This window comes from Pseudomonas sp. IPO3747 (assembly GCF_013385245.1).
Lineage (GTDB): Bacteria > Pseudomonadota > Gammaproteobacteria > Pseudomonadales > Pseudomonadaceae > Aquipseudomonas > Aquipseudomonas edaphica.
In genome coordinates this window covers 340,727-364,329 of the sequence record NZ_JACAQL010000009.1, presented here as the reverse complement: position 1 = coordinate 364,329, position 23,603 = coordinate 340,727, and the positions used below count along the sequence as shown (strand labels likewise).

At 62.4% G+C, this 23,603-nt stretch carries 26 protein-coding genes; 22 read left to right on the top strand and 4 right to left on the bottom strand.

The window, feature by feature from the left end:
• Positions 1–121 precede the first annotated feature (121 nt).
• Positions 122–556, top strand: coding sequence for a thioredoxin TrxC (trxC, locus tag HX790_RS14865; RefSeq protein ID WP_176991737.1), 435 nt, complete (start codon positions 122–124; stop codon positions 554–556).
• 125 nt (positions 557–681) lie between these two features.
• Here the strand turns inward: trxC and HX790_RS14860 are convergent, their stop codons facing one another.
• Together HX790_RS14860 and HX790_RS14855 are read right to left on the bottom strand one after the other, a co-directional pair.
• On the bottom strand, positions 682–903 hold the full coding sequence (locus tag HX790_RS14860; protein ID WP_169986573.1) for a DUF6124 family protein: 222 nt from the start codon (positions 901–903) through the stop codon (positions 682–684).
• A gap of 478 nt (positions 904–1,381) precedes the next feature.
• Complete coding sequence (locus HX790_RS14855) at positions 1,382–2,152, bottom strand: ParA family protein (RefSeq protein WP_017138539.1); 771 nt, start codon at positions 2,150–2,152, stop codon at positions 1,382–1,384.
• Between the two features lie 317 nt (positions 2,153–2,469).
• Between HX790_RS14855 and HX790_RS14850 the strand changes: the two genes are divergently transcribed.
• From HX790_RS14850 to HX790_RS14755, 20 genes are all read left to right on the top strand, one after another.
• Positions 2,470–3,189 (top strand): beta-ketoacyl synthase chain length factor, encoded by a 720-nt coding sequence (locus HX790_RS14850; RefSeq protein ID WP_017138540.1) that lies wholly within the window; start codon positions 2,470–2,472, stop codon positions 3,187–3,189.
• A complete protein-coding gene (locus tag HX790_RS14845) occupies positions 3,165–3,977 on the top strand; it encodes a 1-acyl-sn-glycerol-3-phosphate acyltransferase (RefSeq protein ID WP_017138541.1) in 813 nt (270 codons plus the stop codon). Before HX790_RS14850 ends, HX790_RS14845 begins: the two co-directional genes overlap by 25 nt.
• On the top strand, positions 3,955–4,224 hold the full coding sequence (locus tag HX790_RS14840) for a phosphopantetheine-binding protein (protein ID WP_017138542.1): 270 nt from the start codon (positions 3,955–3,957) through the stop codon (positions 4,222–4,224). Before HX790_RS14845 ends, HX790_RS14840 begins: the two co-directional genes overlap by 23 nt.
• Positions 4,225–4,233: 9 nt before the next feature.
• Complete coding sequence (locus tag HX790_RS14835; RefSeq protein ID WP_003187949.1) at positions 4,234–4,488, top strand: acyl carrier protein; 255 nt, start codon at positions 4,234–4,236, stop codon at positions 4,486–4,488.
• Positions 4,485–5,030, top strand: a complete 546-nt coding sequence (locus tag HX790_RS14830) for a membrane protein (protein WP_017138543.1) — start codon at positions 4,485–4,487, stop codon at positions 5,028–5,030. The genes HX790_RS14835 and HX790_RS14830 overlap by 4 nt, the downstream gene beginning before the upstream one ends.
• A complete protein-coding gene (locus tag HX790_RS14825) occupies positions 5,027–6,697 on the top strand; it encodes an acyl-CoA synthetase family protein (protein WP_176991736.1) in 1,671 nt (556 codons plus the stop codon). Before HX790_RS14830 ends, HX790_RS14825 begins: the two co-directional genes overlap by 4 nt.
• A gap of 167 nt (positions 6,698–6,864) precedes the next feature.
• Positions 6,865–7,599: a glycosyltransferase family 2 protein gene (locus tag HX790_RS14820; RefSeq protein ID WP_176991735.1), complete on the top strand. Its 735-nt coding sequence runs from the start codon at positions 6,865–6,867 to the stop codon at positions 7,597–7,599.
• Entirely contained in the window at positions 7,596–8,531 is a 936-nt protein-coding gene (locus HX790_RS14815) for a glycosyl transferase (protein ID WP_176991734.1), read from the top strand. The genes HX790_RS14820 and HX790_RS14815 overlap by 4 nt, the downstream gene beginning before the upstream one ends.
• Positions 8,515–10,056, top strand: a complete 1,542-nt coding sequence (gene hutH / locus HX790_RS14810; RefSeq protein WP_099548062.1) for a histidine ammonia-lyase — start codon at positions 8,515–8,517, stop codon at positions 10,054–10,056. The genes HX790_RS14815 and hutH overlap by 17 nt, the downstream gene beginning before the upstream one ends.
• Complete coding sequence (locus HX790_RS14805) at positions 10,049–10,474, top strand: thioesterase family protein (RefSeq protein WP_017138548.1); 426 nt, start codon at positions 10,049–10,051, stop codon at positions 10,472–10,474. Before hutH ends, HX790_RS14805 begins: the two co-directional genes overlap by 8 nt.
• A gap of 29 nt (positions 10,475–10,503) precedes the next feature.
• Complete coding sequence (locus HX790_RS14800) at positions 10,504–11,154, top strand: outer membrane lipoprotein carrier protein LolA (protein ID WP_017138549.1); 651 nt, start codon at positions 10,504–10,506, stop codon at positions 11,152–11,154.
• Positions 11,144–13,456 carry an MMPL family transporter gene (locus tag HX790_RS14795; RefSeq protein ID WP_176991733.1) on the top strand — a complete coding sequence of 771 codons (2,313 nt, stop codon included), beginning with the start codon at positions 11,144–11,146 and terminating at the stop codon, positions 13,454–13,456. The genes HX790_RS14800 and HX790_RS14795 overlap by 11 nt, the downstream gene beginning before the upstream one ends.
• Positions 13,457–13,489: 33 nt before the next feature.
• Positions 13,490–14,737 carry a tryptophan 7-halogenase gene (locus HX790_RS14790; protein ID WP_176991732.1) on the top strand — a complete coding sequence of 416 codons (1,248 nt, stop codon included), beginning with the start codon at positions 13,490–13,492 and terminating at the stop codon, positions 14,735–14,737.
• Entirely contained in the window at positions 14,734–15,468 is a 735-nt protein-coding gene (locus HX790_RS14785) for a class I SAM-dependent methyltransferase (protein WP_138452431.1), read from the top strand. The genes HX790_RS14790 and HX790_RS14785 overlap by 4 nt, the downstream gene beginning before the upstream one ends.
• The gene (locus HX790_RS14780; protein ID WP_138452433.1) at positions 15,465–15,947 is read left to right on the top strand and encodes a hypothetical protein; all 483 of its coding nucleotides are present in this window, start codon (positions 15,465–15,467) and stop codon (positions 15,945–15,947) included. The genes HX790_RS14785 and HX790_RS14780 overlap by 4 nt, the downstream gene beginning before the upstream one ends.
• Positions 15,944–17,110, top strand: a complete 1,167-nt coding sequence (locus HX790_RS14775) for a beta-ketoacyl-[acyl-carrier-protein] synthase family protein (protein ID WP_176991731.1) — start codon at positions 15,944–15,946, stop codon at positions 17,108–17,110. Before HX790_RS14780 ends, HX790_RS14775 begins: the two co-directional genes overlap by 4 nt.
• A complete protein-coding gene (locus HX790_RS14770; protein WP_138452436.1) occupies positions 17,107–17,568 on the top strand; it encodes a hotdog family protein in 462 nt (153 codons plus the stop codon). Before HX790_RS14775 ends, HX790_RS14770 begins: the two co-directional genes overlap by 4 nt.
• Positions 17,565–18,293, top strand: coding sequence for a 3-oxoacyl-ACP reductase FabG (gene fabG, locus HX790_RS14765; protein WP_099548055.1), 729 nt, complete (start codon positions 17,565–17,567; stop codon positions 18,291–18,293). Before HX790_RS14770 ends, fabG begins: the two co-directional genes overlap by 4 nt.
• Complete coding sequence (locus HX790_RS14760) at positions 18,293–19,519, top strand: beta-ketoacyl-ACP synthase (RefSeq protein WP_176991730.1); 1,227 nt, start codon at positions 18,293–18,295, stop codon at positions 19,517–19,519. Before fabG ends, HX790_RS14760 begins: the two co-directional genes overlap by 1 nt.
• 26 nt (positions 19,520–19,545) lie before the next feature.
• Positions 19,546–19,965 (top strand): hypothetical protein, encoded by a 420-nt coding sequence (locus tag HX790_RS14755; RefSeq protein ID WP_017138558.1) that lies wholly within the window; start codon positions 19,546–19,548, stop codon positions 19,963–19,965.
• Positions 19,966–20,083: 118 nt separating this feature from the next.
• Here HX790_RS14755 and HX790_RS14750 read toward each other — a convergent pair whose 3' ends face one another.
• The gene (locus HX790_RS14750; protein ID WP_017138561.1) at positions 20,084–20,977 is read right to left on the bottom strand and encodes a LysR family transcriptional regulator; all 894 of its coding nucleotides are present in this window, start codon (positions 20,975–20,977) and stop codon (positions 20,084–20,086) included.
• Between the two features lie 172 nt (positions 20,978–21,149).
• Between HX790_RS14750 and HX790_RS14745 the strand changes: the two genes are divergently transcribed.
• The gene (locus tag HX790_RS14745; RefSeq protein ID WP_186354733.1) at positions 21,150–22,376 is read left to right on the top strand and encodes an MFS transporter; all 1,227 of its coding nucleotides are present in this window, start codon (positions 21,150–21,152) and stop codon (positions 22,374–22,376) included.
• 117 nt (positions 22,377–22,493) lie between these two features.
• On the opposite strand, the gene hemE is transcribed toward HX790_RS14745, so the two are convergent.
• Positions 22,494–23,561 carry a uroporphyrinogen decarboxylase gene (gene hemE / locus HX790_RS14740; protein WP_099548052.1) on the bottom strand — a complete coding sequence of 356 codons (1,068 nt, stop codon included), beginning with the start codon at positions 23,559–23,561 and terminating at the stop codon, positions 22,494–22,496.
• Positions 23,562–23,603: the final 42 nt, after the last annotated feature.

The following is a 23,603-nucleotide window of genomic DNA, read 5'->3' as shown; positions in this document are numbered from 1 at the left end:
ACGGGATGCATTACCACGCGGAGCGTGGGAACGATCAGTGTTTCATCCTTTTCGCCTGGTCTTGATAAACCTCGTTGCCGGCTCCAGATTGAACCCATTGGCCACGTCCTAGGAGCCCACCATGTCCGAACCTCTTGTAATCCCCTGCCCGCATTGCAACGGCCTCAACCGCATCCCCGGCGAACGCTTGGGTGATGCGCCTAAATGCGGGCGCTGCAAGCAGCCTGTTTTGTTGAACAAGCCTTTCGAGCTGAAACAAGGCGACTACGCCAGCCAGATCAAGGGTGACCTGCCGTTGTTGGTGGATGTGTGGGCCGAGTGGTGTGGGCCGTGCAAATCGTTTGCGCCGGTGTTTGAGCAGGCGGGTGGGCAGTTGGAGGGTAAATGTCGGTTGGCCAAGCTGGATAGTGAGGCTAATCAGCAGCTGTCGGCGCAGTTGGGGATTCGCTCGATTCCGAGTTTGATTCTGTTCAAGAACGGCCGCGAAGTGGCGCGCCAGAGTGGCGCGTTTCCGTTGCCGCAGTTAATGAGTTGGTTGCGTAGCCAAGGGGTGTAAACCAGCCCCTCAAGCAACGGGGTCAACTGTGGGAGCTGGCTTGCCTGCGATGGCCTCACCTCGGTCTGACTGATAGACCGAGTTGCCTGCATCGCAGGCAAGCCAGCTCCCACATTGACCGCGTTTTAAGCTCGGGCTACGGGGGTTTCGTGGTCCATCATCTGGCCGACCAGCATTACGCCGAGCTCGCTTAATTGATGGATGGCCAGGGCCACGTCGCGGTGCTCGCCGGTGAGGTCGTTGGAGAGCTTGAGTAACAGCGTACGGACGGAAGAGAAGGTTTCGTAGCTGTTGAGTACGAGGGTTTCGGTAGGGAGGCTGGGTGCAACTGTATAAAGGTTAACCATGGAACGTCTCCGAGCAGGAGCCGCAACCAGCCGCTACTAAACGGAGGGTGGCAGCTGTACGCAGGTTAGTAGACCGGGGAGACTCACCGGCGCGCTCGAAAGCGCCCTCCGTACAGCCGCCATCAAATACAGGGCAGTCCTGATCAATGATTTGCTGTACGTCTCACCACGGGCTACTAAACCCGATCACTGAACATTCAGCGACCGGCCAACCTTAGAGACGCCCATCCAGACGCACAAGCCGGGCGATTCTGGCTTAGCTGTAGGCAACGATACAACCCACAACCCCATTTGCCAGACCCTTCCTACAGCCTCAGTAGGAACAATCCAAATCCCCCTGCTGAAACACAAAAACAAATGTGGGAGCTGGCTTGCCTGCGATGGCATCACCTCGGTCTAACTGATAGACCGAGTTGTCTGCATCGCAGGCAAGCCAGCTCCCACATGAGTTCACAGGGGATTTGTGTTGCTATAGGGATCAGGCATTTTCCAGCAAGTTATGCAGCTCCACAAACTGCAACGTCAGCTTGTGCCGTGGGTCCAGGTGGATCAGCGGCTTGCTCTCCTGGTGCGACTCGCGCATGCGCACCGAGCTGGCCAGGTACACCGGCAGTACCGGCAAACCTTCGGCAATCAACTCATCCAGCATCTGCTGCGGCAGGCTCGCACGGGCCTGGAACTGGTTGACCACGATGCCTTCCACTTCGAGGCCTTCGTTGTGGTCTTCCTTCAACTCTTCGATTTCACGCAACAGGCCATACAGCGCCTGACGCGAGAAGCTGTCGCAATCAAACGGGATCAGCACGCGATCAGCGGCAATCAACGCCGAAACCGCATAAAAATTCAGTGCCGGCGGCGTATCCAGGTAAATCCGGTCGTAATCTTCGCTCAACTCATCCAGCAGCTTTCGCAGCTTGTTGATCTTGTGCTTGGCCTCAAGCTTGGGCTGCAGGTCTGCAAGCTCGGCGGTCGCGGTGATCACGTGCAGGTTGTCGAATGGCGTTTCGTAGATATCCACCTGATTTTTCTTCGAAAACGGCCCGGAAGACAGGGTTTGCTTGAAGAAGTCGGCGATGCCCATCGGGATATCGTCGCCGGTCAGCCCTGTGAGGTACTGAGTTGAGTTCGCTTGTGCATCGAGGTCCACCAACAGGGTCCGATAGCCTTCACTGGCGCTCACCGCCGCCAGGTTGCAGGCAATGCTGGACTTGCCAACGCCGCCTTTTTGATTGAACACCACACGCCGCATGGAAAAAACCTCCGTGTATCAATGAATGTCCGAGTGTAGAGGGCAAAAGCGCCTGTTAGCTACCTCGTTCATCCATGCACTGGCGCATCACCTGTCGAACAAAAGGAGGAGTCCTACAATCCACACACCGCACGGGTAAAGGACAATCTGTAAATCTTTTCCGGCAAATTGTATTCATCCGTGAACAAATCTTTACCAAAGTTTGCTAGAACCCCACGGCACCGGGATAATGCGCGCCATTCGGCCATTGTTCCCTGTCCCGGTATTCGGGGCCAACGGCTGCACATGGAAGCCCGCAGGGGCGGGATAACTTCTCAGTGATCACTTTCAATATCGACCAATGGCGCGCCTGGGCTCCGGGCCTTGAGACTGCGCAGGACTGGCGCGCCTGGTGCCAGGCTCCGGTGTTAGTGCCGGCCAGCGATGCGTCACCCGATGTGTCGTTCCTGCCCGCCATGCAGCGCCGCCGCCTGAGCCGGCTGGCGCGCATGGCGTTCAGCGTGGGCTGGCCGTTGGCCGAGGGCCGGCAAGACCTGCCGCTGGTATTTGTTTCCCGGCACGGCGAAACCCCGCGCACCCTCGATATACTCAGCGACCTGGCCAACGACGAGCCGCTGTCGCCCACCCAGTTCAGCCTGTCGGTGCATAACGCGGTGATTGGCCTGTGGTCGATCCTGCGCAATGAGACCTGCGAAATGACCGCCCTCGCCGCCGCCGGCGATGGCCTGGAACACGGCATGCTCGAAGCCGCCGCGCTGCTCAACGAAGGCGCCCCGGCGGTGTTGCTGGTGATCACCGAAGAACAACCGCCTGCGGCTTACGCCGACTGGATCCGTGACGTGCCCTTCCCTTATGCCCTCGGCCTGCTGCTGACCCCGGGCGACGAGTGGCAACTGGAACTAAACAGCGGCGCTGTCCAACTCACTCAAACCCAGTGGCCCCACGCCCTGAACCTGCTGCGCACCCTGCTTACCGAGCAGGCCACCTGCCAACATGCCTGGAAGAACCGTGTATGGAACTGGCAACGCAAGCCCTGACCGACAAGCCACGGGACGCCTATTACTGGCGCCTGTTCGCCACCGCCGCGAGCTTCTTCTGCTTCGGTGTCGGCGGGCTGTGCCTGCGTTTGCTGGTGTTCCCGCTGCTCAGTTGCCTGCCAGGCAGTGCCGCTAAACACCAGCGCCGCGCCCGCCACACCATCAGCAAGCTGTTCTGGCTGTTTATCCGCATGATGCAACGCGCCGGTGTGCTGACCTACAGCGTTGAAGGCGCAGAAAACCTCGGGCGCCCCGGCCAGATGATCATCGCCAACCACCCGTCGCTGATCGACGTGGTGTTTTTGATCGGCCTGATGCGCCAGACCAACTGCGTGGTCAAGCAGAGCCTGTTCCAGAACCCGTTCACCCGTGGGCCGGTGCGCGACGCCGGTTACATCAGCAATGACGGCAGCGCCGATATGCTCGATGCCGCGGCCGATGCGCTGCGCGATGGCCAGACGCTGATCATCTTTCCCGAGGGCACGCGCACCACGCCCGGCGTAGCACCGGCCTTTCATCGCGGCGGCGCGGCCATTGCGCTGCGCGGTGCGACAATCATCACCCCGGTGGTGATCAAGGTCAGCCCCACCACCCTGACCAAGGCCGAACCCTGGTATCGCATTCCCAAACGCCGTTTTCACTTCAGTTTGCGCGTAGGTGCCGATATAGACCCACAGGCGTTTGCCACACTGGGGCCAGCGCCCCAGGCTTCACGCAAGCTCAACGATTACCTGCATCACTATTTCATTAAGGAGCTCGCCGAAGATGAGCAACCAACACAGCCTTGAGCACGACATAAAGGCGCTGATCATCGAGGCCCTGGGCCTGGAAGACATCAGCCCCGACGACATTGGCAGCGACCAGACCCTGTTCGGCGAAGGCCTGGGCCTGGATTCGGTGGACGCCCTGGAGTTGGGCCTGGCGATCCAGAAAAAGTACGGCATCAAGATCGATGCCGACGCCAAAGACACGCGCAATCACTTCACCAACGTGGCCAGCCTTGCGGCATTCGTCACGGCTAAAAAGGCAGCTTGAGACCGGACCATGCAAACTCGTGACGATATTTTCAACACCCTGCGCGATGCCTTGGTGGAACTGTTTGAACTGCCGCCTGAGCGCGTCACCCTCGACGCCAACCTGTATCAGGACCTGGAAATCGACAGCATCGATGCCGTGGACCTGATCGACCATATCAAGCGCCAGACCGGCAAGAAGATCGCCGCCGAAGAGTTCAAGGCGGTGCGCACTGTCAACGACGTGGTTGAGGCGGTGTACCGTCTGGTCCAGCCTGCCGCATGAGCCGGCTGATCGGCCTTGGCCTGTTGCTGGCGGGGCTGCTGTACCCTTTTGCGGTGTATTACGGCACCGAGCACTTCGCGCCGTGGCAATTCGGTTTGCTGCTGGGCAGCCTGTGGCTGTTGCGTGCGCTGACCGGCGCACGGCGCCCCGGCAGCCGCTGGATGGCCGTGGCGGTGATCGTGTTCTGCCTGCTGTTGGCCTGGTTCGACAACCCGCAGTTGCTGCGCTGGTACCCGAGCCTGGTCAGCGCGTTCATGCTGGCGCTGTTCGGCATGAGCCTCAAATACGGGCCGCCGATGGTCGAGCGTCTTGCACGCATGACCGACCCGCAGCTGCCGCCCAAAGCAATTGTGTACACGCGCCAGGTCACCGTGGTGTGGAGTGTGTTTTTTCTGTGTAATGGCTTGCTCGCCGCCGCCCTCACGCTGTGGGCGCCACTGAGCTGGTGGACGTTGTACAACGGCCTCATCGCCTACGGGCTGATGGGGCTGCTGTTTGCCGTGGAATGGCTGGTACGACAAAGGGTTCGAGGCCGCGTATGAATGGGTTGAAACTTGAGCACTTGCTGCTTGAGGCGCTGGAACAACGTTCGGTCACCACCGAACCTGCGATGAATCACGTCCAACTCTGCGAGCAGGCCCTGAGCCTCGCGGCGGGCCTGCAGGCGCGCGGCATCCAGCGCTTGGCGGTGCACCTGGAAGACGCCGGCGTGCTGGCCGTTGCCCTGCTGGGCGCCTGGCGTGCCGGGGTCAGTGTGCTGCTGCCTGCCGACTTGCAGCCCCAGACCCGCCAACGCTGGGACGACAGCGTGGACGCCTGGCTGGTAGAGGCAGCCGACCTTGACGCGTTGTATCAGGCGCCATTGAGCCCTGCCGCGCTCGACCTCGACGCCTGCCAATTGAGCCTGTGCACCTCCGGCTCCAGCGGCGAACCCAAGCGCATCGACAAGACCCTGCGCCAACTGGCCAACGAAGTGGCGGCGCTGGAAGCGCTGTGGGGCGCAGGCCTCAAAGACGCCTGCATCATCGGCAGCGTGGCCACCCAACATATCTATGGTTTGCTGTTCCGGGTGTTGTGGCCGCTGTGCGCCGGTCGCACCTTTGTGCGCAAGCAACTGGCCTTCCCTGAAGACATGCAGCGCGCCAGCCGCGAACATGCGCAATTTGCCTGGGTCGCCAGCCCCGCACTGCTCAAGCGCATGGGCGACAACCTCGACTGGCCCGCACTGAGTAAAGTGTCGCGAGTGTTCTCCTCCGGCGGCGCGCTGCCAGTGGAAGCCGCCGGCAGCCTGTACGACCGCTTGCAGCAATGGCCGACGGAAATCCTCGGCAGCTCGGAAACCGGCGGTATCGCCTGGCGCCAGGGCGCACATCCGTGGCAGCCATTTGCCGATGTGGAACTGAGCCAGGATGCCGACGGCGCCCTGCGCATTGCCTCGCCGTACCTGCCGGCCGGGCATATCGAACAAACCGCCGACGCGGCGCGCATTCATTCCGATGGCCGCTTCGAGCTGCTCGGGCGCCTGGACCGCATCGTCAAACTGGAAGAAAAGCGCATCTCCCTGCCCATGCTCGAACAGGCACTGCTGACCCACGCCTGGGTCGCTGAAACCCGTCTGGGCGTGGTGCAGGAAAACCGCGCTTCACTTGGCGCGCTGGTGGTGCTGAGCGCCGAGGGCCTGCATGCGCTGCGCAATCAGGGGCGACGCAGCGTCACCCAAACCCTGCGCGAGCATTTAAGCCAACATTGCGAAGCCCTGGCCCTGCCACGTCGCTGGCGTTTGCTGCGCCAGCTGCCGCTGAACAGCCAAGGCAAACTGCCCCAGGCTGACGCAGAGGCATTGCTGCTGGCACCACGCCCAAAAGCACCCGAAGTGCTGGAACAGGTCGAAGCCAACGGCGAATGGACTGTGCAACTGAGCATCCCGCCGGACCTGGCCTACTTCAGCGGCCATTTCCCGGTCACGCCGGTGCTGCCCGGCGTGGTGCAGGTGGAATGGGCCTTCAACCTCGGCCAGCAACTGCTCGATTTACCCGCGACCTTTGCCGGGATGGAAGTGCTCAAGTTCCAGCAACTGGTGCGCCCTGGTGATCAGGTTGAACTGCACCTGCGCTTCGATCCGGAGCGCGGCAAGCTGTACTTCGCGTACCGCAACGGCGATGCGGCCTGCTCCAGCGGCCGGATCGTGCTGGAGGCCCCAAGTGAATAGGCTTTTGTGGCGAGGGAGCTTGCTCCCGCTGGAGTGCGAAGCGCTCCCAACTCAGGCGCCGCAATGCGCCAGGATGCTCTCGGCCGACTGGACTGGGGCTGCTTCGCAGCCCAACGGGAGCAAGCTCCCTCGCCACAAGGGTCGCAGTAATCCTGGGAATGTTCAGCATGCATAACCCCTGCGCCCTCATCCCGGTCTACAACCACGAAACCGCCGTACCCGCCGTGGTTCACAGCCTGTTGAACAGCGGCCTGCCGTGCCTGCTGGTCGATGACGGCAGCAGCCCGGCGTGCGCGGCGGTATTGGCGCAACTGGCAACGCTCGATCACGTCACCTTGCTGACCCTGCCAAACAACCAAGGCAAAGGCGGCGCGGTCATGGCCGGTTTTCGCGAAGCCGCGCGCCTGGGCTACACCCACGCGCTGCAGGTAGACGCCGACGGCCAGCACGACCTGCGCGAAGTCGACAGCTTCCTCGACGCCTCGCGCACGCACCCAAATGCGGTGATCTGCGGCTACCCCGAATACGACGACAGCGTGCCCAAAGGTCGCCTTTACGCGCGCTACCTGACCCACGTGTGGGTGTGGATCAACACCCTGTCGCTGCAAATTCGCGACTCGATGTGCGGTTTTCGCGTGTACCCGCTGGCGCCGACGCTGGCCTTGATGGATTCGGCGTACATCGGCACGCGCATGGATTTCGACTCCGACATCCTGGTACGCCTGGCCTGGCGCAACCAGCCGATGCGCTGGCTGCCGACCCAAGTGCATTACCCTACCGATGGCGTGTCACACTTCCGCCTGTTCCGCGACAACGTGCGCATCAGCGCCATGCACACCCGGCTGTTCTTCGGCATGCTGGTACGCGCGCCGATGATTGTGTGGCGACGGTGGCAGGCATGAGCGACAGCACCAAACACTGGGCCGACCGCGAAGAGCGCGGCAGCTTCTGGCTGATGAAGCTCACCGCGTTCGCGGCCAAAGTACTGGGCCGCCGCCTGCTGAGCCCGGTGCTGTACGGCATTGTGTTGTACTTTTTCCTGTTCGGGCGCACGGCGCGCCAAAGTGCCTGGCAATACCAGCAGCGCCTGGCCGACTGGAGCGGGCGCGATGCGTTGCGGCCCAGCCATAAAAGCGTGTTCGCGCAGTTCATGGCCTTCGCCGACTCCTTGCTCGACAAGCTCGACGTGTGGAACGGCAAGCTGCGCATCGAACAGATCGAAATCAACGACCCGGCGCAATTGCGCGGGCAGTTACGCGGCAAGCGCGGCCAGATGCTGGTGGGCGCGCACTTGGGCAACCTGGAGGTGTGCCGCGCACTCGCAGAGATTGGCGAACAAGTCACCATGAACGTGTTGGTGCACACCAAGCACGCCGAACAATTCAACCGCCTGCTGGGCGAGGCCGGGGCCACGCACTTGCGCCTGATCCAGGTCAGCGAGCTGGACCCGGCGACCATGCTGCTGCTCAGCCAGCGCCTGGACGAGGGCGAGTGGCTGGCGATTGCCGGTGACCGCGTGCCCCTGCACGGCGGGCGCAAGGTGCGCGTGGACTTTCTCGGGCATGCCGCCGCGTTCCCCCAAGGCCCGTGGCTGCTGGCCGGCCTGCTTAAATGCCCGGTCAACCTGCTGATGTGCCTCAAGCACAATGGCCGCTATCGCCTGACCATCGAGCCGTTCGCCGCCTTGATCGAATGGAAGCGCAGCACCCGCGAGCACGTCATCGCCCAGTGGACCGCCCGCTACGCCGCACGCCTGGGCGATTTTTGCCTGGAGGCGCCCCAACAATGGTTCAACTTTTACCCTTTCTGGAAGACCGATGACCCCGCATCTTGAGCCGGTAATTTTTGGCGAACGCCACCTGCCAATCGAAGACGTGCTGGCCCTGGCCAACCGTCAGGCGCCCACGCAATTGCAGGATGACGCCGCTTATCGCCAGCGCATCGCCAAGGGCGCGCAGTTCCTCGACTCGCTGCTGGACAAGGAAGGCGTGATCTATGGCGTGACTACCGGCTACGGCGATTCATGCGTGGTGGCGGTGCCGTTGCAGCACGTCGAGGCGTTGCCGCGTCACCTCTACACCTTCCACGGTTGCGGCCTGGGCAAGTTGCTCGACGCACAGGCCACCCGCGCCGTACTCGCCGCACGCTTGCAGTCGCTGTGCCACGGCGTGTCCGGCGTGCGTGTGGAGTTGCTGGAGCGCCTGCATGCGTTCCTCGAACACGACGTGCTGCCGCTGATTCCGGAAGAAGGTTCAGTGGGCGCCAGCGGTGATCTGACGCCGCTGTCCTACGTGGCGGCGACCCTGTCCGGTGAGCGCGAAGTGCTGTTCCGTGGCGAACGCCGCCAGGCTGCCGACGTACACCGCGAACTCGGTTGGGAGCCGCTGGTGCTGCGCCCCAAGGAAGCCCTGGCCTTGATGAACGGCACCGCCGTGATGACCGGCCTTGCCTGCCTGGCCTTCGCCCGCGCCGACTACCTGCTGCAACTGGCCACGCGCATCACCGCATTGAACGTGGTAGCGCTGCAAGGCAACCCGGAACACTTCGACGAGCGCCTGTTCGCCGCCAAGCCGCACCCGGGGCAGATGCAAGTGGCCGCCTGGCTGCGCAAGGACCTGGCGATCGATGCGCCGACTGCGCCGCTGCATCGTTTGCAGGATCGCTACTCGCTGCGCTGCGCGCCCCATGTGCTGGGCGTGCTGGCCGACAGCCTGAACTGGCTGCGCTCGTTCATTGAAATCGAGCTGAACAGCGCCAACGACAACCCGATTATCGACGCCGAAGAAGAGCGCGTGCTGCACGGCGGGCACTTCTACGGCGGGCATATCGCCTTTGCCATGGACAGCCTCAAGACCCTGGTGGCTAACGTCGCCGACCTGCTCGACCGTCAGCTCGCGCTGCTGGTGGATGTGCGTTACAACCACGGCCTGCCGAGCAACCTGTCCGGCGCGCCGGCCGACCGCGCGATGATCAACCACGGCTTCAAGGCCGTGCAGATCGGCACCAGCGCCTGGACCGCCGAAGCGCTGAAAAACACCATGCCGGCCAGCGTGTTCTCGCGTTCCACCGAATGCCACAACCAGGACAAGGTGAGCATGGGCACCATCGCCGCCCGCGACGCAATCCGCGTGCTGGAGCTGACCGAACAGGTCGCCGCCGCCACCTTGCTCGCCGCCAACCAGGGCGTGTGGTTGCGCGCCCAGGCTGAAGACGCACGCCCACTGCCACCTGCCTTGGCGGCCATGCATATCGAGCTGGCCAAAGACTTCCCGCCGGTGATCGAAGACCGCGCATTGGAAGGCGAACTGCGCCTGTGCCTCAAACGTATCGCCGAGCAACACTGGAGGCTGCATGCGTAGCCAGGGCGTTTTGCATTGCGACACGCAAATCCTCGTGCCGTTTTTTGATGTCGACACCATGAACGTGGTGTGGCACGGGCATTACGTGAAATACCTGGAAGTGGCGCGCTGCGCGTTGCTGGACAAGCTCGGCCACAACTACACGGCGATGCTCGAATCCGGCTACGCCTGGCCGGTGATCGACATGCAGCTGCGCTATGTGCGCGGCGCAGTGTTCGGCCAGACCCTCAACGTGCGCGCCAGTCTGGTGGAATGGGAAAACCGTTTGAAGGTGAATTACCTGATCACCGACCTCGCCAGCGGCGAGCGCCTGACCCGCGCCAGCACCGTGCAAGTGGCGGTGGAAATCGCCAGCCGCGAGATGCAGCTGGCCTCGCCAAAAGTATTCACCGACGCCGTAGAGAGAGCCCTGAAATGAGATCTAATGTGGGAGCGGGCTTGCCCGCGATGATCGTCAACGATAACGCGCTTCGCCTGATACTGCGCAGCGCCCTCAGGTTCATCGCGGGCAAGCCCGCTCCCACATTGATCGGGTTGCTACTGAGTTTCAGTGCTCACGCCTTCGACCTGCAGCAGCTAAGCGACCAACTGGCCAAACCCGCCGTAATCCACGGCAGCTTCATCCAGGAAAAACACCTGCGCGCCCTGCCCCAGCCCTTGGTCAGCAAAGGCACGTTCGTACTCGCCAAAGACCACGGCCTGCTGTGGCTGTTGAAAACCCCGCTGCAACAGGACTACCGCATCAGCGCCCAAGGCATCGCCCGACGTGACGCCAACGGCTGGCAATTGCTGCCGAACAAGAGCGCCGGTGCCGAGCAGAATCGCCTGTTCCTTGCCGTACTCCAAGGCGACAGCAGTGGCTTGCAGCGCGATTTCGAGCTGCAGCTGCAAGGCGAAGCCCAACAGTGGAAGCTGACGCTGGTCCCACGTTCGCTGCTGCTCAAGCAGGTATTCACCCAGATCAATATCGACGGCGGCGAGCTGGTGCAAACAATCGAACTGCTCGAAACCCAGGGCGACAGCACCGTGCTGCGCATGCAGGACAGCACTGCCGGCCAACCGTTGAGCGAATCGGAGCAACACGACTTTGCCCAGTGAGCGCTGGCTGCCACGCCTGTTCCTGATCCTGCTGGTGGCAGTATTGGCGCTGGCCGGCTGGCAGTGGCGCCATGGCGCGCCATTGTCGGCCAACCTGATGGAACTGGTGCCGGGCAGCACGCCGGATGCGCTGGAACTCAAGGCCGAACAGCGTATGCAGGAACCGCTGAACCGCGAAATGCTGGTGTTGGTGGGGCATGCCGATCGGCAAAAAGCCGTAGCAGTGGCGCAGCAAATGGGCGAACGCTGGCAGGCCAGCGGGCTGTTTGAAAAAGTGCAATGGAACCTGCAAGCCGACTTGCCCGCCCTGCGTGAACAACTGCTGCGCGGTCGGCTGGCGATGCTCTCGGCCAAGGACCGCGAACAACTGATCGAGCACCCAGACGCGTTCATTCAGCAGCGCGTGCAAGCGCTGTTCGACCCGTTTACCGGGTTCAGCCTGGTGCCGAGCCAGGACGACTGGCTGGGCCTTACCGGTCGCATCCAGAACAGCCAGCCGCAGCACGGTTCGGTGCAGCTCGATATCGGCAGCGGCGCCTTGATTGCCGATGCCGACGGCAAAAGCTGGGTGCTGCTGCGTGCGCGCACCACCGGCAATGCCTTTGACATGAAACTGCCGCTGCAAGTGGCGGACCTGCTCCAGGCCAGTCGCGAACAGGCCAGCGAGCAAGGCGCGCAATTGCTCGCTGCCAGCGGCCTGCTTTACGCCGCCAACGGGCAGCAACAGGCCACGCGGGAAATCACCTGGGTGGGCGGTGGCGCCACGCTGGGCATCCTGTTGTTGCTGTTGCTGGCGTTCCGGCGCTGGCGGGTGCTGCTGGCGTTTGTGCCGGTGCTGGTGGGTATGCTGTTTGGCGCGGTAGCCTGTGTGGCACTGTTCGGCCATATGCATGTGATGACCCTGGTGCTGGGCTCCAGCCTGATCGGCGTGGCGGTGGATTACCCGCTGCATTACCTGTCCAAAAGCTGGAGCCTGCAACCCTGGCGCAGCTGGCCGGCATTGCGCCTGACCTTGCCAGGGCTGAGCCTGAGCCTGGCGACCAGTTGCATTGGCTACCTGGCGCTTGCATGGACGCCGTTCCCGGCGCTGACGCAAATCGCCGTGTTCTCCGCCGCCGGTTTAGTCGGTGCCTACCTGTCGGCGGTGTGCCTGCTGCCCGCGCTGCTCAAGGGTGTGGAGCTGCGCCCGGCACAGTGGCCGCTGCGGATTGCCGAATGCCTGTGGCTATTGCGCGCCGCGCTGCTCAAGCGCGTGCCAAGCCCGGTGCTGCTGGCACTGTTGCTGCTGTTTTGCGCGGGCGGCCTGTGGCACTTGAACAGTAAAAATGATATCCGCCAGTGGATCGGTGCCCCGCCGCAATTGCTGCAAGAAGCGCAGGCCGTGGCGCGCATCACTGGTTTCCAGCCCACCAGCCAGTTTTTCCTGGTGCGCGCCGACAACCAGCAGCAGTTGCTGGAACGCCAGGCCGCCCTGGGCGAACGCCTGGATCAGTTGGTGAACATGGGCAAGCTGCAAGGCTACCTGGCGCTCAACCAACTGGTGAGCCTGCCGGCTGAGCAGCAACACCTTCGTGATGCGCTGAACAACCTCGCGCAGCACTGGCAGCCGCTGCTGGACCTTGGCGTGCCGGCCAGCGCGCTGCAAGCCGAAGTCACGCAACTGCAAGCGCTGCCCACCGAAGACATCGATGCCGCGCTGGTTGGCCCATTGGCTGAGCCTTGGCGCACCTTGTGGCTGGGGCCGGTAAACGGCGGCGTGGCGGCGATGGTCAGCCTGCAAGGCCTGAACAACCCGGCGCTGTTGCGCGTGCAGGCGCTGGATTTACCCGGCGTGCAACTGGTTGACCGGCTGGGTGATTTGAACCAAGTGTTTGCCGACACGCAGATCAGCGCGGCTGAGTTGAAGCTGATGTCGTGTGTGCTGATCGTGCTGTTATTGATTATGCCGTTCGGTTTTGGCGGTGCCCTGCGCATCGTCGCCCTGCCACTGCTCGCGGCACTGTGCAGCCTCGCCAGCCTCGGTTGGCTGGGCCAGCCGCTAACCCTGTTCAGCCTGTTCGGCCTGCTGTTGGTCACCGCCATCAGCGTCGACTATGCGATCTTGATGCGCGAGCAGATCGGCGGCGCGGCCGTGAGTCTTTTAGGTACGCTGCTGGCAGCACTGACGACCTGGTTGTCGTTTGGCCTGCTGGCGGTGTCGAGTACACCCGCCGTGAGCAATTTCGGCCTGTCGGTCAGCCTCGGCCTGGCGTTCAGCTTTATGCTGGCGCCTTGGGCCGGGCATCAGAAGCACGCCTTATGAATGTGTTAATCGCCAAAGTGGCAAGGAGCCCTCGTGCCCACAGTTGAAATGGAACGTCGCCAGGTGGTGGTGATTGGTGCCGGGCCATCCGGCGCTATCGCCGCCGCGCTGTTAAAGCGCCACGGGCATGATGTATTGATTATCGAGCGCGAGCATTTCCCACGCTTCTCGATTGGCGAAAGCCTGCTGTCGCACTGCATCGACTTTATCGAAGAAGCCGGCATGCTCGACGCCGTACAGGCCGCGGGTTTCCAGGTAAAAACCGGCGCGGCGTTCGCCTGGGGCGAGCGCTACAGTGCGTTTGATTTCGGTGACACCTTCAGCAACGGCAAGCCCACCACCTTCCAGGTGCAGCGCGGCGAGTTCGACAAGTTGCTGGCTGATCAAGCGGCGCTGCAAGGCGTAGAGATTCGCTATGGCGAAAGCATCGTCGGTGTGGATTTCGCCGGTGAAAGCCGCTACCTGCACGTGCGTCGCCAGAATGGCAGCGAGTATCACCTCAAGGCCAAGTTCGTGCTCGATGCCAGCGGCTACGGCCGCGTGCTGTCGCGCCTGCTGGACCTGGAAGCACCGTCGAATTTCCCGGTGCGCCAGGCGGTGTTTACCCACGTTGAAGATCACATCACACACCCAGGTTTTGATCGCAGCAAAATCCTCGTCACCACTCACCCGACCCAACGCGATATCTGGTTCTGGACCATCCCGTTCAGCCATGGCCGCTGCTCGGTAGGCGTGGTGGCGGCAAAAGAACATTTCGACGGCCGCGACAGCGACCTCGACGCCTGCCTGCGCGGTTTCATCGCTGAGACGCCAAGCCTGGCGGGCGTGCTGCAAAACGCCGTGTGGGATACGCCCGCGCGTACCCTCGCCGGCTATTCGGCCAACGTCAAAACCCTGCACGGCCCGGGCTTTGCGCTGCTGGGCAATGCGGCGGAATTTCTCGACCCGGTGTTCTCTTCCGGCGTGACCATCGCCATGCGATCGGCGAGCATGGCCGCAGCGCTGTTACATCGCCAACTCAAGGGCGAAACCGTCGACTGGCAAACCGAGTTCGCCGAGCCGCTGAAACGCGGGGTCGACACCTTCCGTTGCTATGTCGAAGGCTGGTATGCAGGCACCTTCCGGGACGTGATCTTTCACCCAGGCAGCTCGCCGGAGATTCGCCGGATGATCAGTTCGATCCTCGCCGGTTACGCCTGGGATGAGCGCAACCCGTTTGTCAGCGAGCCCAAGCGGCGGCTGCGGATGTTGTCTGAAATTTGTGCGGGTGAGCCGGTATGAGTAGCCAATACCTGAGTAAAAACTACGTCGAAGAAACCAAATTCGGCTTCTGGTTCCTGCGCAGCCACACTTGGCAGCACCATGTATTGCGCGTGGCGATCAACGACCTGCGCGGCCTGTTCACCGACCCGCTGCCGGTGGCGCCGGTGCTGCTGGACGCCGGTTGCGGCCAGGGCAAGTCGTTCCAGTATTTGCAGCAGGTGTTCGCGCCACAGCGCCTGATCGGCCTGGATGCCGACCCGCACAGCCTGGAGCTGAGCCAGGCAGAAGCCAAGCGCCAAGGCTTGGCCATCGAGCTGATCGGCAGCGACTGCGCCACACTGCAGGTGCCGGACGCAAGCGTGGATATCCTGTTCTGCCACCAGACCTTTCACCATCTGGTGGAACAGCATCGCGCCTTGAAAGAGTTCTATCGCGTACTCAAGCCGGGCGGCTATCTGCTGTTTGCCGAATCCACCGAAGCCTATATCGACACTTGGGTGATTCGCTGGCTGTTCCGCCACCCGATGCATGTGCAGAAAAGCGCTGAAGAATACCTGGAGATGCTGCGCGAGCAGGGTTTTGAGTTCGGCCCACAGAACGTTTCGTACCCGTATTTGTGGTGGAGCCGCTCCAGCGATTTCGGCCTGCTGGAACGCTGGGGCCTGCGCAGCCCACCACCGGTTGGCCAGCGCGAAGAAACGCTGGTCAACTGCGTGGCGCGTAAACCTGTAGCGAGCGCCGAAACATGATTCGTATGCTGTTGATGGGTTGCCTGTTGCTGCTGAGCGCCTGCGTCAGCCAGCCGCCGCTGCCCGAAAAAACCCCGGCCCTGGCCTTGCCCATGCAACTGCACGTGCAGCGCCGCGCCGACGGCCAAACCCAGGATTGGCTGCTGGTGATCCAGCGCGAAGGCACAGCCATTCGCTGGTCGATGATGGACCCGCTGGGCATTCCCCAGGCCCGGCAAAAGCTGATCAATGGCCAGTGGCAGGCCGACGGCTTGCTGCCGCCCAATCCGCAGGCGCGTGAGTTGTTTGCGGCGCTGTTGTTTGCGCTGACCTCGGCCGATGACATACCCACGCTGTACCCGCGTGCCCAGGCGATGGACCTGACGCGCACGCTGCCGGGGCATTGGCAGATCGTCTATCAGTCCTCCGAGGTGTTCAGCGTGAACATGGCGGGCCAGCCGTTGAGCTACCGCATCACCCCACTGGGGGCGGCGCGATGACGGCTTACCTGAATGCCCTGGGCGTGATCTGCGCCCTGGGCCGCGGCCAGGCTGAAGTCAGCCGCAGCCTGTTTGCCGGCGATTGTTCCGGCATGCGCGCCGAAAGCGGTTGGGTGCCAGAGCGCGTGCTGCCGGTGGGCGGCGTGCGCAGCGAGCTGGTGGCAATCCCGGCTGACCTACGCCCGCAGAGCAGCCGCAATAACCAGTTGCTGCTGGAAGCGGCCTTGCAGATTGAAACCGAGCTGCGCCAGGCAATCCACACCTACGGCGCCTCGCGGGTTGGCATTGTGCTGGGCACCAGCACCTCGGGCATCGATGAAGCCAGTCGCGGCATCGCGCATTACCTGCGTGGGCAGCAGTTCCCGGGCGACTATGACTACCAGCAACAGGAACTCAGCGCACCGGCGAATTTTCTCGCTGACTGGCTACAGGTAAGCGGCCCGGCCTATGTGATTTCTACTGCCTGCACTTCCAGCGCCCGTGCGCTGATGAGTGCCCAGCGCCTGCTCGACCTGGGTGTGTGTGATGCGGTGATCTGCGGCGGTGTCGACAGCCTGTGCAAGCTGACGCTGAACGGCTTTACCGCGCTGGAAGCGGTCGCCAGCGAACGCTGCAATCCGTTTTCGGTGAACCGCAACGGCATCAATATCGGCGAAGCGGCAGTGCTGTTTCTGATGACCAAAACACCTGCGCCGATTGCCTTGCTCGGCAGCGGCGCCAGTTGCGATGCGCACCATATCTCCGCGCCAGAGCCCAGCGGCAAAGGTGCGTTGCAGTCGATGCGCAAGGCCTTGGCCAGCGCCAAACTTGAACCGGAACACATCGGTTACCTGAACCTGCATGGCACTGCCACCCAACACAACGACGCCATGGAAAGCCTGGCCGTCGCCAGCCTGTTTCCTCAAGGCGTAGCGTGTTCGTCGACCAAGCCCATGAGCGGCCACACCCTCGGTGCCGCAGGCGCGCTGGAAGCGGCGTTCTGCTGGTTGAGCCTGATGCATGACCGTGTGCCGCCGCATGTGTGGGACGGTCAAGCCGATCCGACGCTGCCCGCGCTGCAGTGGGCACAGACCGGCGACACCTTGAAAAAACGCTGCCTGATGAGCAACTCGTTTGCCTTCGGCGGCAATAACGTCAGCCTGATAATCGCGGAGGCCCCATGATCGATTGGCCACTCGCCGAACTGCTGCCCCACGCGGGCGACATGATCCTGATCGACCAGGTGCTGTCGTTCGATGAAGAGCAGGTTCACACCCGCGCCACCGTCAAGCCCGGCGGCCTGTTCAACCGGCCGGACGGCGGCCTGCCAGCCTGGGTCGGCATCGAGCTGATGGCGCAAAGCGTCGCCGCCTATGCCGGCTGCCACGCGCGTCAGAACGGCGAGGCAGTGGAACTGGGTTTCCTGCTCGGCACGCGCAAATTCGAATGCAACGTGGAACACTTCCCGGCCGGCGCCGAGCTGCGCATCCACGGCCTGCGCTCGCTGGAAGACGACAACGGCATGGGTGTGTTCGAATGCCACCTGACCGGTGACGGTATCCAGGCCAGCGCACGTTTGAACGTATTTCGACCGCCCCAGGCGGCCAATTATTTAGATGAATCGAAGGACTCAACGCCATGACTGAATCCGTACTGGTCACCGGCTCCAGCCGTGGCATCGGCCGCGCCATTGCCCTGCGCCTGGCCCAGGCCGGGCATGACATCGTGCTGCATTGCCGCAGTGGCCGCGCTGAAGCGGACGCGGTAAAGCTCGAGATCGAGGCGCTGGGCCGCAAGGCGCGGGTGCTGCAATTTGATGTGGCGGATCGTTTCAGCTGCAAGGAAATCCTTGAGGCCGACGTGGAGCAATATGGCGCCTATTACGGCGTGGTGCTCAACGCCGGCCTGACACGCGACGGTGCGTTCCCGGCCCTCTCCGAAGACGATTGGGATGTGGTGATGCGCACCAACCTGGATGGTTTCTACAACGTGCTGCACCCGGTGATGATGCCGATGATTCGTCGTCGCGCCGCTGGCCGTATCGTTTGTATCACGTCGGTTTCCGGTTTGATCGGCAACCGTGGCCAGGTCAACTACAGCGCCTCCAAAGCCGGTTTGATCGGCGCGGCCAAGGCGCTGGCTATTGAACTGGGCAAGCGCAAGATCACCGTCAATTGCGTCGCCCCAGGCTTGATCGACACGGCGATGCTGGATGAAAACGTGCCGGTCGAAGAACTGATGAAGATGATCCCGGCGCAACGCATGGGCACCCCGGAAGAAGTCGCCGGGGCAGTGAATTTCTTGATGTCGGCCGAGGCCGGCTATATCACGCGCCAAGTGCTGGCCGTGAATGGAGGCCTGTGCTGATGAAGCGCGTCGTCGTCACCGGCATGGCCGGCATGACCTCCCTGGGCAGCGATTGGGACACCATCGCCGCCAACTTTCGCGCCAACCGCAGCGGCATCCGGCGCATGGATGAGTGGGACCGTTTTACCGAATTGAACACGCGTCTGGCCGGGCCGATCGACGACTTTGTCGTGCCCTCGCACTGGACGCGCAAGCAACTGCGCAGCATGGGCCGCGTGTCGCGCCTGGCGGTGTGGGCGGCGGAACAGGCGTTGCGGGATGCCGGGTTGCTCGGCGACGAATCGATCAAGGACGGGCGCATGGGCGTGGCCTGTGGCTCATCCACCGGCAGCACCGATGAGATCAAGGCGTTCGGCAATATGCTGCTGAACTCGGTGGCCGAGGGGCTGAATGCCAACTCCTATGTGCGCATGATGCCGCACACCACGGCGGCGAATATCAGCATCTTCTTTGGCCTCACCGGGCGGCTGATCCCGACCTCCAGCGCCTGCACCAGCGGCAGCCAGGGCATTGGTTACGCCTACGAGGCGATCAAGTTCGGCCGCTTGCCGTTGATGCTTGCCGGCGGCGCCGAGGAATTGTGCCCCACCGAAGCCATGGTGTTCGACGCGCTCTACGCCACCAGCCTGAAAAACGATGCGCCACAGACCAGCCCACGCCCTTACGACAGCGGCCGCGACGGCCTGGTGATCGGCGAAGGCGGCGGCATGCTGGTGCTCGAAGAACTGGAGCACGCCTTGGCACGCGGCGCGCACATCCACGCCGAACTGGTCGGCTTCGGCAGCAACGCCGACGGCCAGCACACCACACGCCCAGAGCAGAAAACCATGCGCCGCGCCATGGAGCTGGCCCTGGAAGATGCCGGGCTTGAGCCATCCGCCATCGGCTACGTCAATGGCCACGGCACCGCCACCGACCAGGGCGACATCGCCGAGACGCTGGCCACCAGCAGCCTGTTCGGCAGCCGCATGCCGATCAGTTCGCAGAAGAGCTTTCTGGGCCACTCCTTGGGCGCGTGCGGCGCACTGGAATCGTGGTTCAGCATCGAAATGATGAACCGCGACCAGTATGTGCACACCTTCAACCTGGATGCCGTCGACCCGCAATGCGGCGAGCTGGATTACCTGCAAGGTGGGTTTCGCGAGATGCACAACGACTACGTGATGAACAACAACTTTGCCTTTGGCGGCGTCAACACTTCGCTGATCTTTCGCCGCTGGTCCTGATTTTTTAATTGACTGGAGAAAACGGAATGTCTTCCTTGCTACGCGCCACCCTGATCACTCTGGCTTTGCTGACCACCGCCGGTTGCACCAACAAACCCGTGCTAAACACCCAGCACGATTTGCCGGTCACGGCCCAGCTCAGCGAAGAAAAAATCAAACAGGTGATCGTCGCGGCCCTGCAAAAACGCGAATGGACCGTGCAACGCCTGAGCCCGCAACTGGTGCAGGCCGAAATCACTGTGCGCAACCAATTCCACGCCGAAATCGATATCCGCTACACCCGCACCAGCTACGCCATCACCTACCGCGACAGCCGCGACCTGGGCTACAAGGACGGCAAGATCCATCGCAACTACAACCGCTGGGTGAGCATGCTGGATCGCGACATCATGGCGGGCTTGCAGAGTGCGGGTATCAATGGCGTGGAGGCTTTGAAACAGAACTGAGGCTTTCGCATCCAAATGTGGGAGCTGGCTTGCCTGCGATGGGTTCACCTCAGTTTTTCTGATAAACCGAGGCGCCTGCATCGCAGGCAAGCCAGCTCCCACTTTTGACCGTGTTCGACTATAAGATCGCCTGGCGCGTCAGCAGCTCCACAAAGGCCTTGGCCATTGGCGTTTGCGCACCCTTGCGTTGCACCAGCCACACCGCCGTCACGGCCTCCCGATCGAGCAAGGTGCGATAGACCACGCCATCAATGCGGATGCGCTGGTAAGACGCCGGCAGCACCGACACCCCCAACCCCGCCGCCACCAGGCCGATGATGGTCATCGCTTCTCCAGCTTCCTGGGCGAAGTGCGGGCTGAAGCCGGCATCGCGGGCCAGGTTGAGCAGCTGAGCGTAGAGGCCGCTGCCGTAGGTGCGCGGGAAAAATACAAACGGCTCTTCGGCCAGTTGCGCCAGGTGCAGGCCGCGCTCGCTGCCTTCCACCAACGGATGGCCAGCGTTCAATACCGCAACCAACGGCTCGCGCATCAACTCGATCACGCTTAGAGAATCCGGCAACGGCAGCGGGCGCATCAGGCCCACCTGAATCGACTCATCCACCAGCGACTCGGCCACTTCGGTGCTGCTCATTTCCTGCAAATTCAGGTGCACCGCCGGGAAGGCTTTACGAAACGCAAAGATCGCCTGTGGAATGCTGGCGTTGAATGGCGCCGACGAGGTGAAGCCGATCTTCAGTTCGCCTAACTCCCCCAATTGCGCGCGGCGGGCAACGTCGGCGGCTTTATCCACCTGCGCCAACACCAAACGCGCCTCGTGCAGGAACAATCGGCCGGCCTCGCTCAGCTCAACCCGACGATTGGTGCGCTCAAACAAGCGTGCGCCGACTTCCTGTTCCAGCGCCTGGATCTGCTGGCTCAACGGCGGTTGAGAGATGCCCAGCACCTGCGCGGCGCGGCCAAAATGCAGCTCTTCGGCGACGGCAATGAAGTACCGCAAGTGACGCAATTCCATGCAAACCTCATTAGGTCGTAAAAGCTCTTAAACAGGTCGAACAATATATTGGAAAGAATCATTAGGCAGCTATATTCTTTTTCGTATTGCCAGTCCTGGCAGGCTTTTCCTCCCCGAGGTCCCCGTGAAATCTGCTGTCGCGCCATTCGCTCAAGAAGTCCCGCCTACCGCCTTGGATGAGGTGGTCGCCCAGCTCAATGACGCGTACATCGAAAAAGGCACGCCGATGTTCATGCGCACGGTGCTGGCGCTGTTCTCCGGCGGGTTTGCCACCTTTGCCCTGCTGTACTGCGTGCAACCGATGATGCCGGCGTTATCCCACGAGTTTTCCATCAATGCGGCGCAAAGCAGCCTGATCCTTTCTGTTGCTACGGCGATGCTGGCGCTCGGCCTGCTGGTCACCGGGCCAATTTCCGACCGCTTGGGGCGCAAGCCGGTGATGGTTTCAGCCCTGTTCTGTGCCGCACTGGCGACCATCGCCAGCGGCTTGATGCCGAGCTGGGAAGGCATTCTGCTGATGCGTGCGCTGGTGGGCTTGTCGCTAAGCGGCCTGGCCGCCGTGGCGATGACTTACCTGAGCGAAGAGATCCACCCTCAGCACATTGGCTTGGCCATGGGCCTGTACATCGGCGGCAACGCGATTGGCGGCATGAGCGGGCGTCTGATCATCGGCGTGTTGATCGACTTTGTCAGCTGGCACACCGCGATGCTGATCATCGGCGCGCTGGCGCTGATCGCAGCCACGGTGTTCTGGAAAATCCTGCCTGAATCGCGCAACTTCCGCGCCAGCAGCCTGAAGCCGCGTAACCTGGTGAACGGTTTTGTCATGCACTTCAAGGACGCGGGCCTGCCGTGGCTGTTCCTCGAGGCCTTCCTGTTGATGGGCGCATTCGTGACGATGTTCAACTACATCGGCTATCGCCTGTTGGCCTCGCCCTACGAACTTAGCCAGGCGGTGGTTGGCCTGTTGTCGCTGGTGTACCTGTCAGGCATCTACAGCTCGGCGAAAATCGGCTCTCTGGCTGACCGTCTCGGCCGCCGTCGCGTACTGTGGGGCACCATCGTCTTGATGCTGTCAGGGATGCTGCTGACCCTGTTCACGCCGCTGTGGCTGGTGGTGCCGGGCATGCTGATCTTCACCTTCGGCTTCTTCGGCGCGCATTCGGTAGCCAGCAGCTGGATTGGGCGGCGGGCGGTAAGGGCCAAAGGGCAGGCGTCGTCGCTGTACCTGTTCTGCTACTACGTGGGGTCGAGTGTCGCGGGGACGGCGGGCGGGTTCTTCTGGCACTTTGCCGGGTGGAACGGGATTGGCGGGTTTATCGTGGCGCTGTTGATTGGCGCGCTGTTGGTGGCGCTGAAGCTGGCGAAGTTGCCGCCGCTGGGGAATGTAAAAACCTGACGCGGTCCTGCTTTTAATGTGGGAGCTGGCTTGCCTGCGATGGCGGTGATGAATTCACTACTGCTATCGCAGCGGTGCGACGATTCGACAAGCCAGCTCCCACATTAGGTTTGCGTTTTATTCGTGGTATTGCGCCGACAGCTCATGCACTGCACGCAGGAACGCGCCAGCGTGCTCCGGGTTCACTTCCGGGGTGATGCCATGGCCGAGGTTGAACACGTGGCCGCTGCCCTTGCCATAGCTGGCCAGGATGCGGCCGACTTCGGTGCGGATCGCTTCCGGCTTGGCGTAGAGCACGGTCGGGTCCATGTTGCCTTGCAGCGCCACGCGGCTGCCCACGCGCTGCCGGGCTTCGCCGAGGTCGCAGGTCCAGTCCAGGCCCAGCGCATCGGCACCGGCATCAGCAATGCTTTCCAGCCACAGGCCGCCGCCTTTGGTGAACATGATGACCGGCACTTTGCGACCTTCGTGTTCGCGGATCAGGCCGCTGACGATTTTGCGCATGTAAGCCAGGGAGAACTCCTGATACGCCGCCGACGACAGGTTGCCGCCCCAGGTGTCGAAGATCTGCACCGCTTGCGCGCCAGCCATGATCTGGCCGTTGAGGTAGCTGGTAACCGACTGCGCCAGCTTGTCCAGCAACAGGTGCATGGCTTGCGGGTTGTCGTAAAGCATGGCCTTGGTTTTGCGGAAGTCTTTCGACGAGCCGCCTTCGACCATATAGGTAGCCAGGGTCCACGGGCTGCCGGAGAAGCCGATCAACGGCACGCGGCCGTTAAGCTCGCGGCGGATGGTGCTCACAGCGTCCATCACGTAACCGAGGTCTTTGTGCGGGTCCGGGATCGGCAAGGCTTCGATGTCGGCCAGGGTGCTGACGACTTTCTTGAAACGCGGGCCTTCACCGGTTTCAAAATACAGGCCTTGGCCCATGGCATCAGGGATGGTGAGGATGTCGGAGAAGAGGATGGCCGCATCCAGTTGTGGGTAGCGGTCCAGCGGCTGCATCGTGACTTCGCAGGCGAACTCCGGGTTCATGCACAGGCTCATGAAGTCGCCGGCATTGGCGCGACTGGCGCGGTATTCCGGCAGGTAGCGACCGGCTTGACGCATCATCCACACGGGCGTGACGTCTACGGGTTGCTTGAGCAGGGCACGAAGGAAACGGTCGTTCTTGAGGGCAGTCATGTCGGCATCCGCAAAAAAAGTGCGGGCATTTTCTCAGAGCGC

Bases quoted from the DNA above. Each gene is read 5' to 3' on its own strand.
- trxC (WP_176991737.1), top strand. From the start codon at position 122: ATGTCCGAACCTCTTGTAATCCCCTGCCCGCATTGCAACGGCCTCAAC.
- HX790_RS14860 (WP_169986573.1), bottom strand. From the start codon at position 903: ATGGTTAACCTTTATACAGTTGCACCCAGCCTCCCTACCGAAACCCTC.
- HX790_RS14855 (WP_017138539.1), bottom strand. From the start codon at position 2,152: ATGCGGCGTGTGGTGTTCAATCAAAAAGGCGGCGTTGGCAAGTCCAGC.
- HX790_RS14845 (WP_017138541.1), top strand. From the start codon at position 3,165: ATGGAACTGGCAACGCAAGCCCTGACCGACAAGCCACGGGACGCCTAT.
- HX790_RS14840 (WP_017138542.1), top strand. From the start codon at position 3,955: ATGAGCAACCAACACAGCCTTGAGCACGACATAAAGGCGCTGATCATC.
- HX790_RS14835 (WP_003187949.1), top strand. From the start codon at position 4,234: ATGCAAACTCGTGACGATATTTTCAACACCCTGCGCGATGCCTTGGTG.
- HX790_RS14830 (WP_017138543.1), top strand. From the start codon at position 4,485: ATGAGCCGGCTGATCGGCCTTGGCCTGTTGCTGGCGGGGCTGCTGTAC.
- HX790_RS14825 (WP_176991736.1), top strand. From the start codon at position 5,027: ATGAATGGGTTGAAACTTGAGCACTTGCTGCTTGAGGCGCTGGAACAA.
- HX790_RS14820 (WP_176991735.1), top strand. From the start codon at position 6,865: ATGCATAACCCCTGCGCCCTCATCCCGGTCTACAACCACGAAACCGCC.
- HX790_RS14815 (WP_176991734.1), top strand. From the start codon at position 7,596: ATGAGCGACAGCACCAAACACTGGGCCGACCGCGAAGAGCGCGGCAGC.
- hutH (WP_099548062.1), top strand. From the start codon at position 8,515: ATGACCCCGCATCTTGAGCCGGTAATTTTTGGCGAACGCCACCTGCCA.
- HX790_RS14805 (WP_017138548.1), top strand. From the start codon at position 10,049: ATGCGTAGCCAGGGCGTTTTGCATTGCGACACGCAAATCCTCGTGCCG.
- HX790_RS14800 (WP_017138549.1), top strand. From the start codon at position 10,504: ATGATCGTCAACGATAACGCGCTTCGCCTGATACTGCGCAGCGCCCTC.
- HX790_RS14785 (WP_138452431.1), top strand. From the start codon at position 14,734: ATGAGTAGCCAATACCTGAGTAAAAACTACGTCGAAGAAACCAAATTC.
- HX790_RS14780 (WP_138452433.1), top strand. From the start codon at position 15,465: ATGATTCGTATGCTGTTGATGGGTTGCCTGTTGCTGCTGAGCGCCTGC.
- HX790_RS14775 (WP_176991731.1), top strand. From the start codon at position 15,944: ATGACGGCTTACCTGAATGCCCTGGGCGTGATCTGCGCCCTGGGCCGC.
- HX790_RS14770 (WP_138452436.1), top strand. From the start codon at position 17,107: ATGATCGATTGGCCACTCGCCGAACTGCTGCCCCACGCGGGCGACATG.
- fabG (WP_099548055.1), top strand. From the start codon at position 17,565: ATGACTGAATCCGTACTGGTCACCGGCTCCAGCCGTGGCATCGGCCGC.
- HX790_RS14760 (WP_176991730.1), top strand. From the start codon at position 18,293: ATGAAGCGCGTCGTCGTCACCGGCATGGCCGGCATGACCTCCCTGGGC.
- HX790_RS14755 (WP_017138558.1), top strand. From the start codon at position 19,546: ATGTCTTCCTTGCTACGCGCCACCCTGATCACTCTGGCTTTGCTGACC.
- HX790_RS14750 (WP_017138561.1), bottom strand. From the start codon at position 20,977: ATGGAATTGCGTCACTTGCGGTACTTCATTGCCGTCGCCGAAGAGCTG.
- hemE (WP_099548052.1), bottom strand. From the start codon at position 23,561: ATGACTGCCCTCAAGAACGACCGTTTCCTTCGTGCCCTGCTCAAGCAA.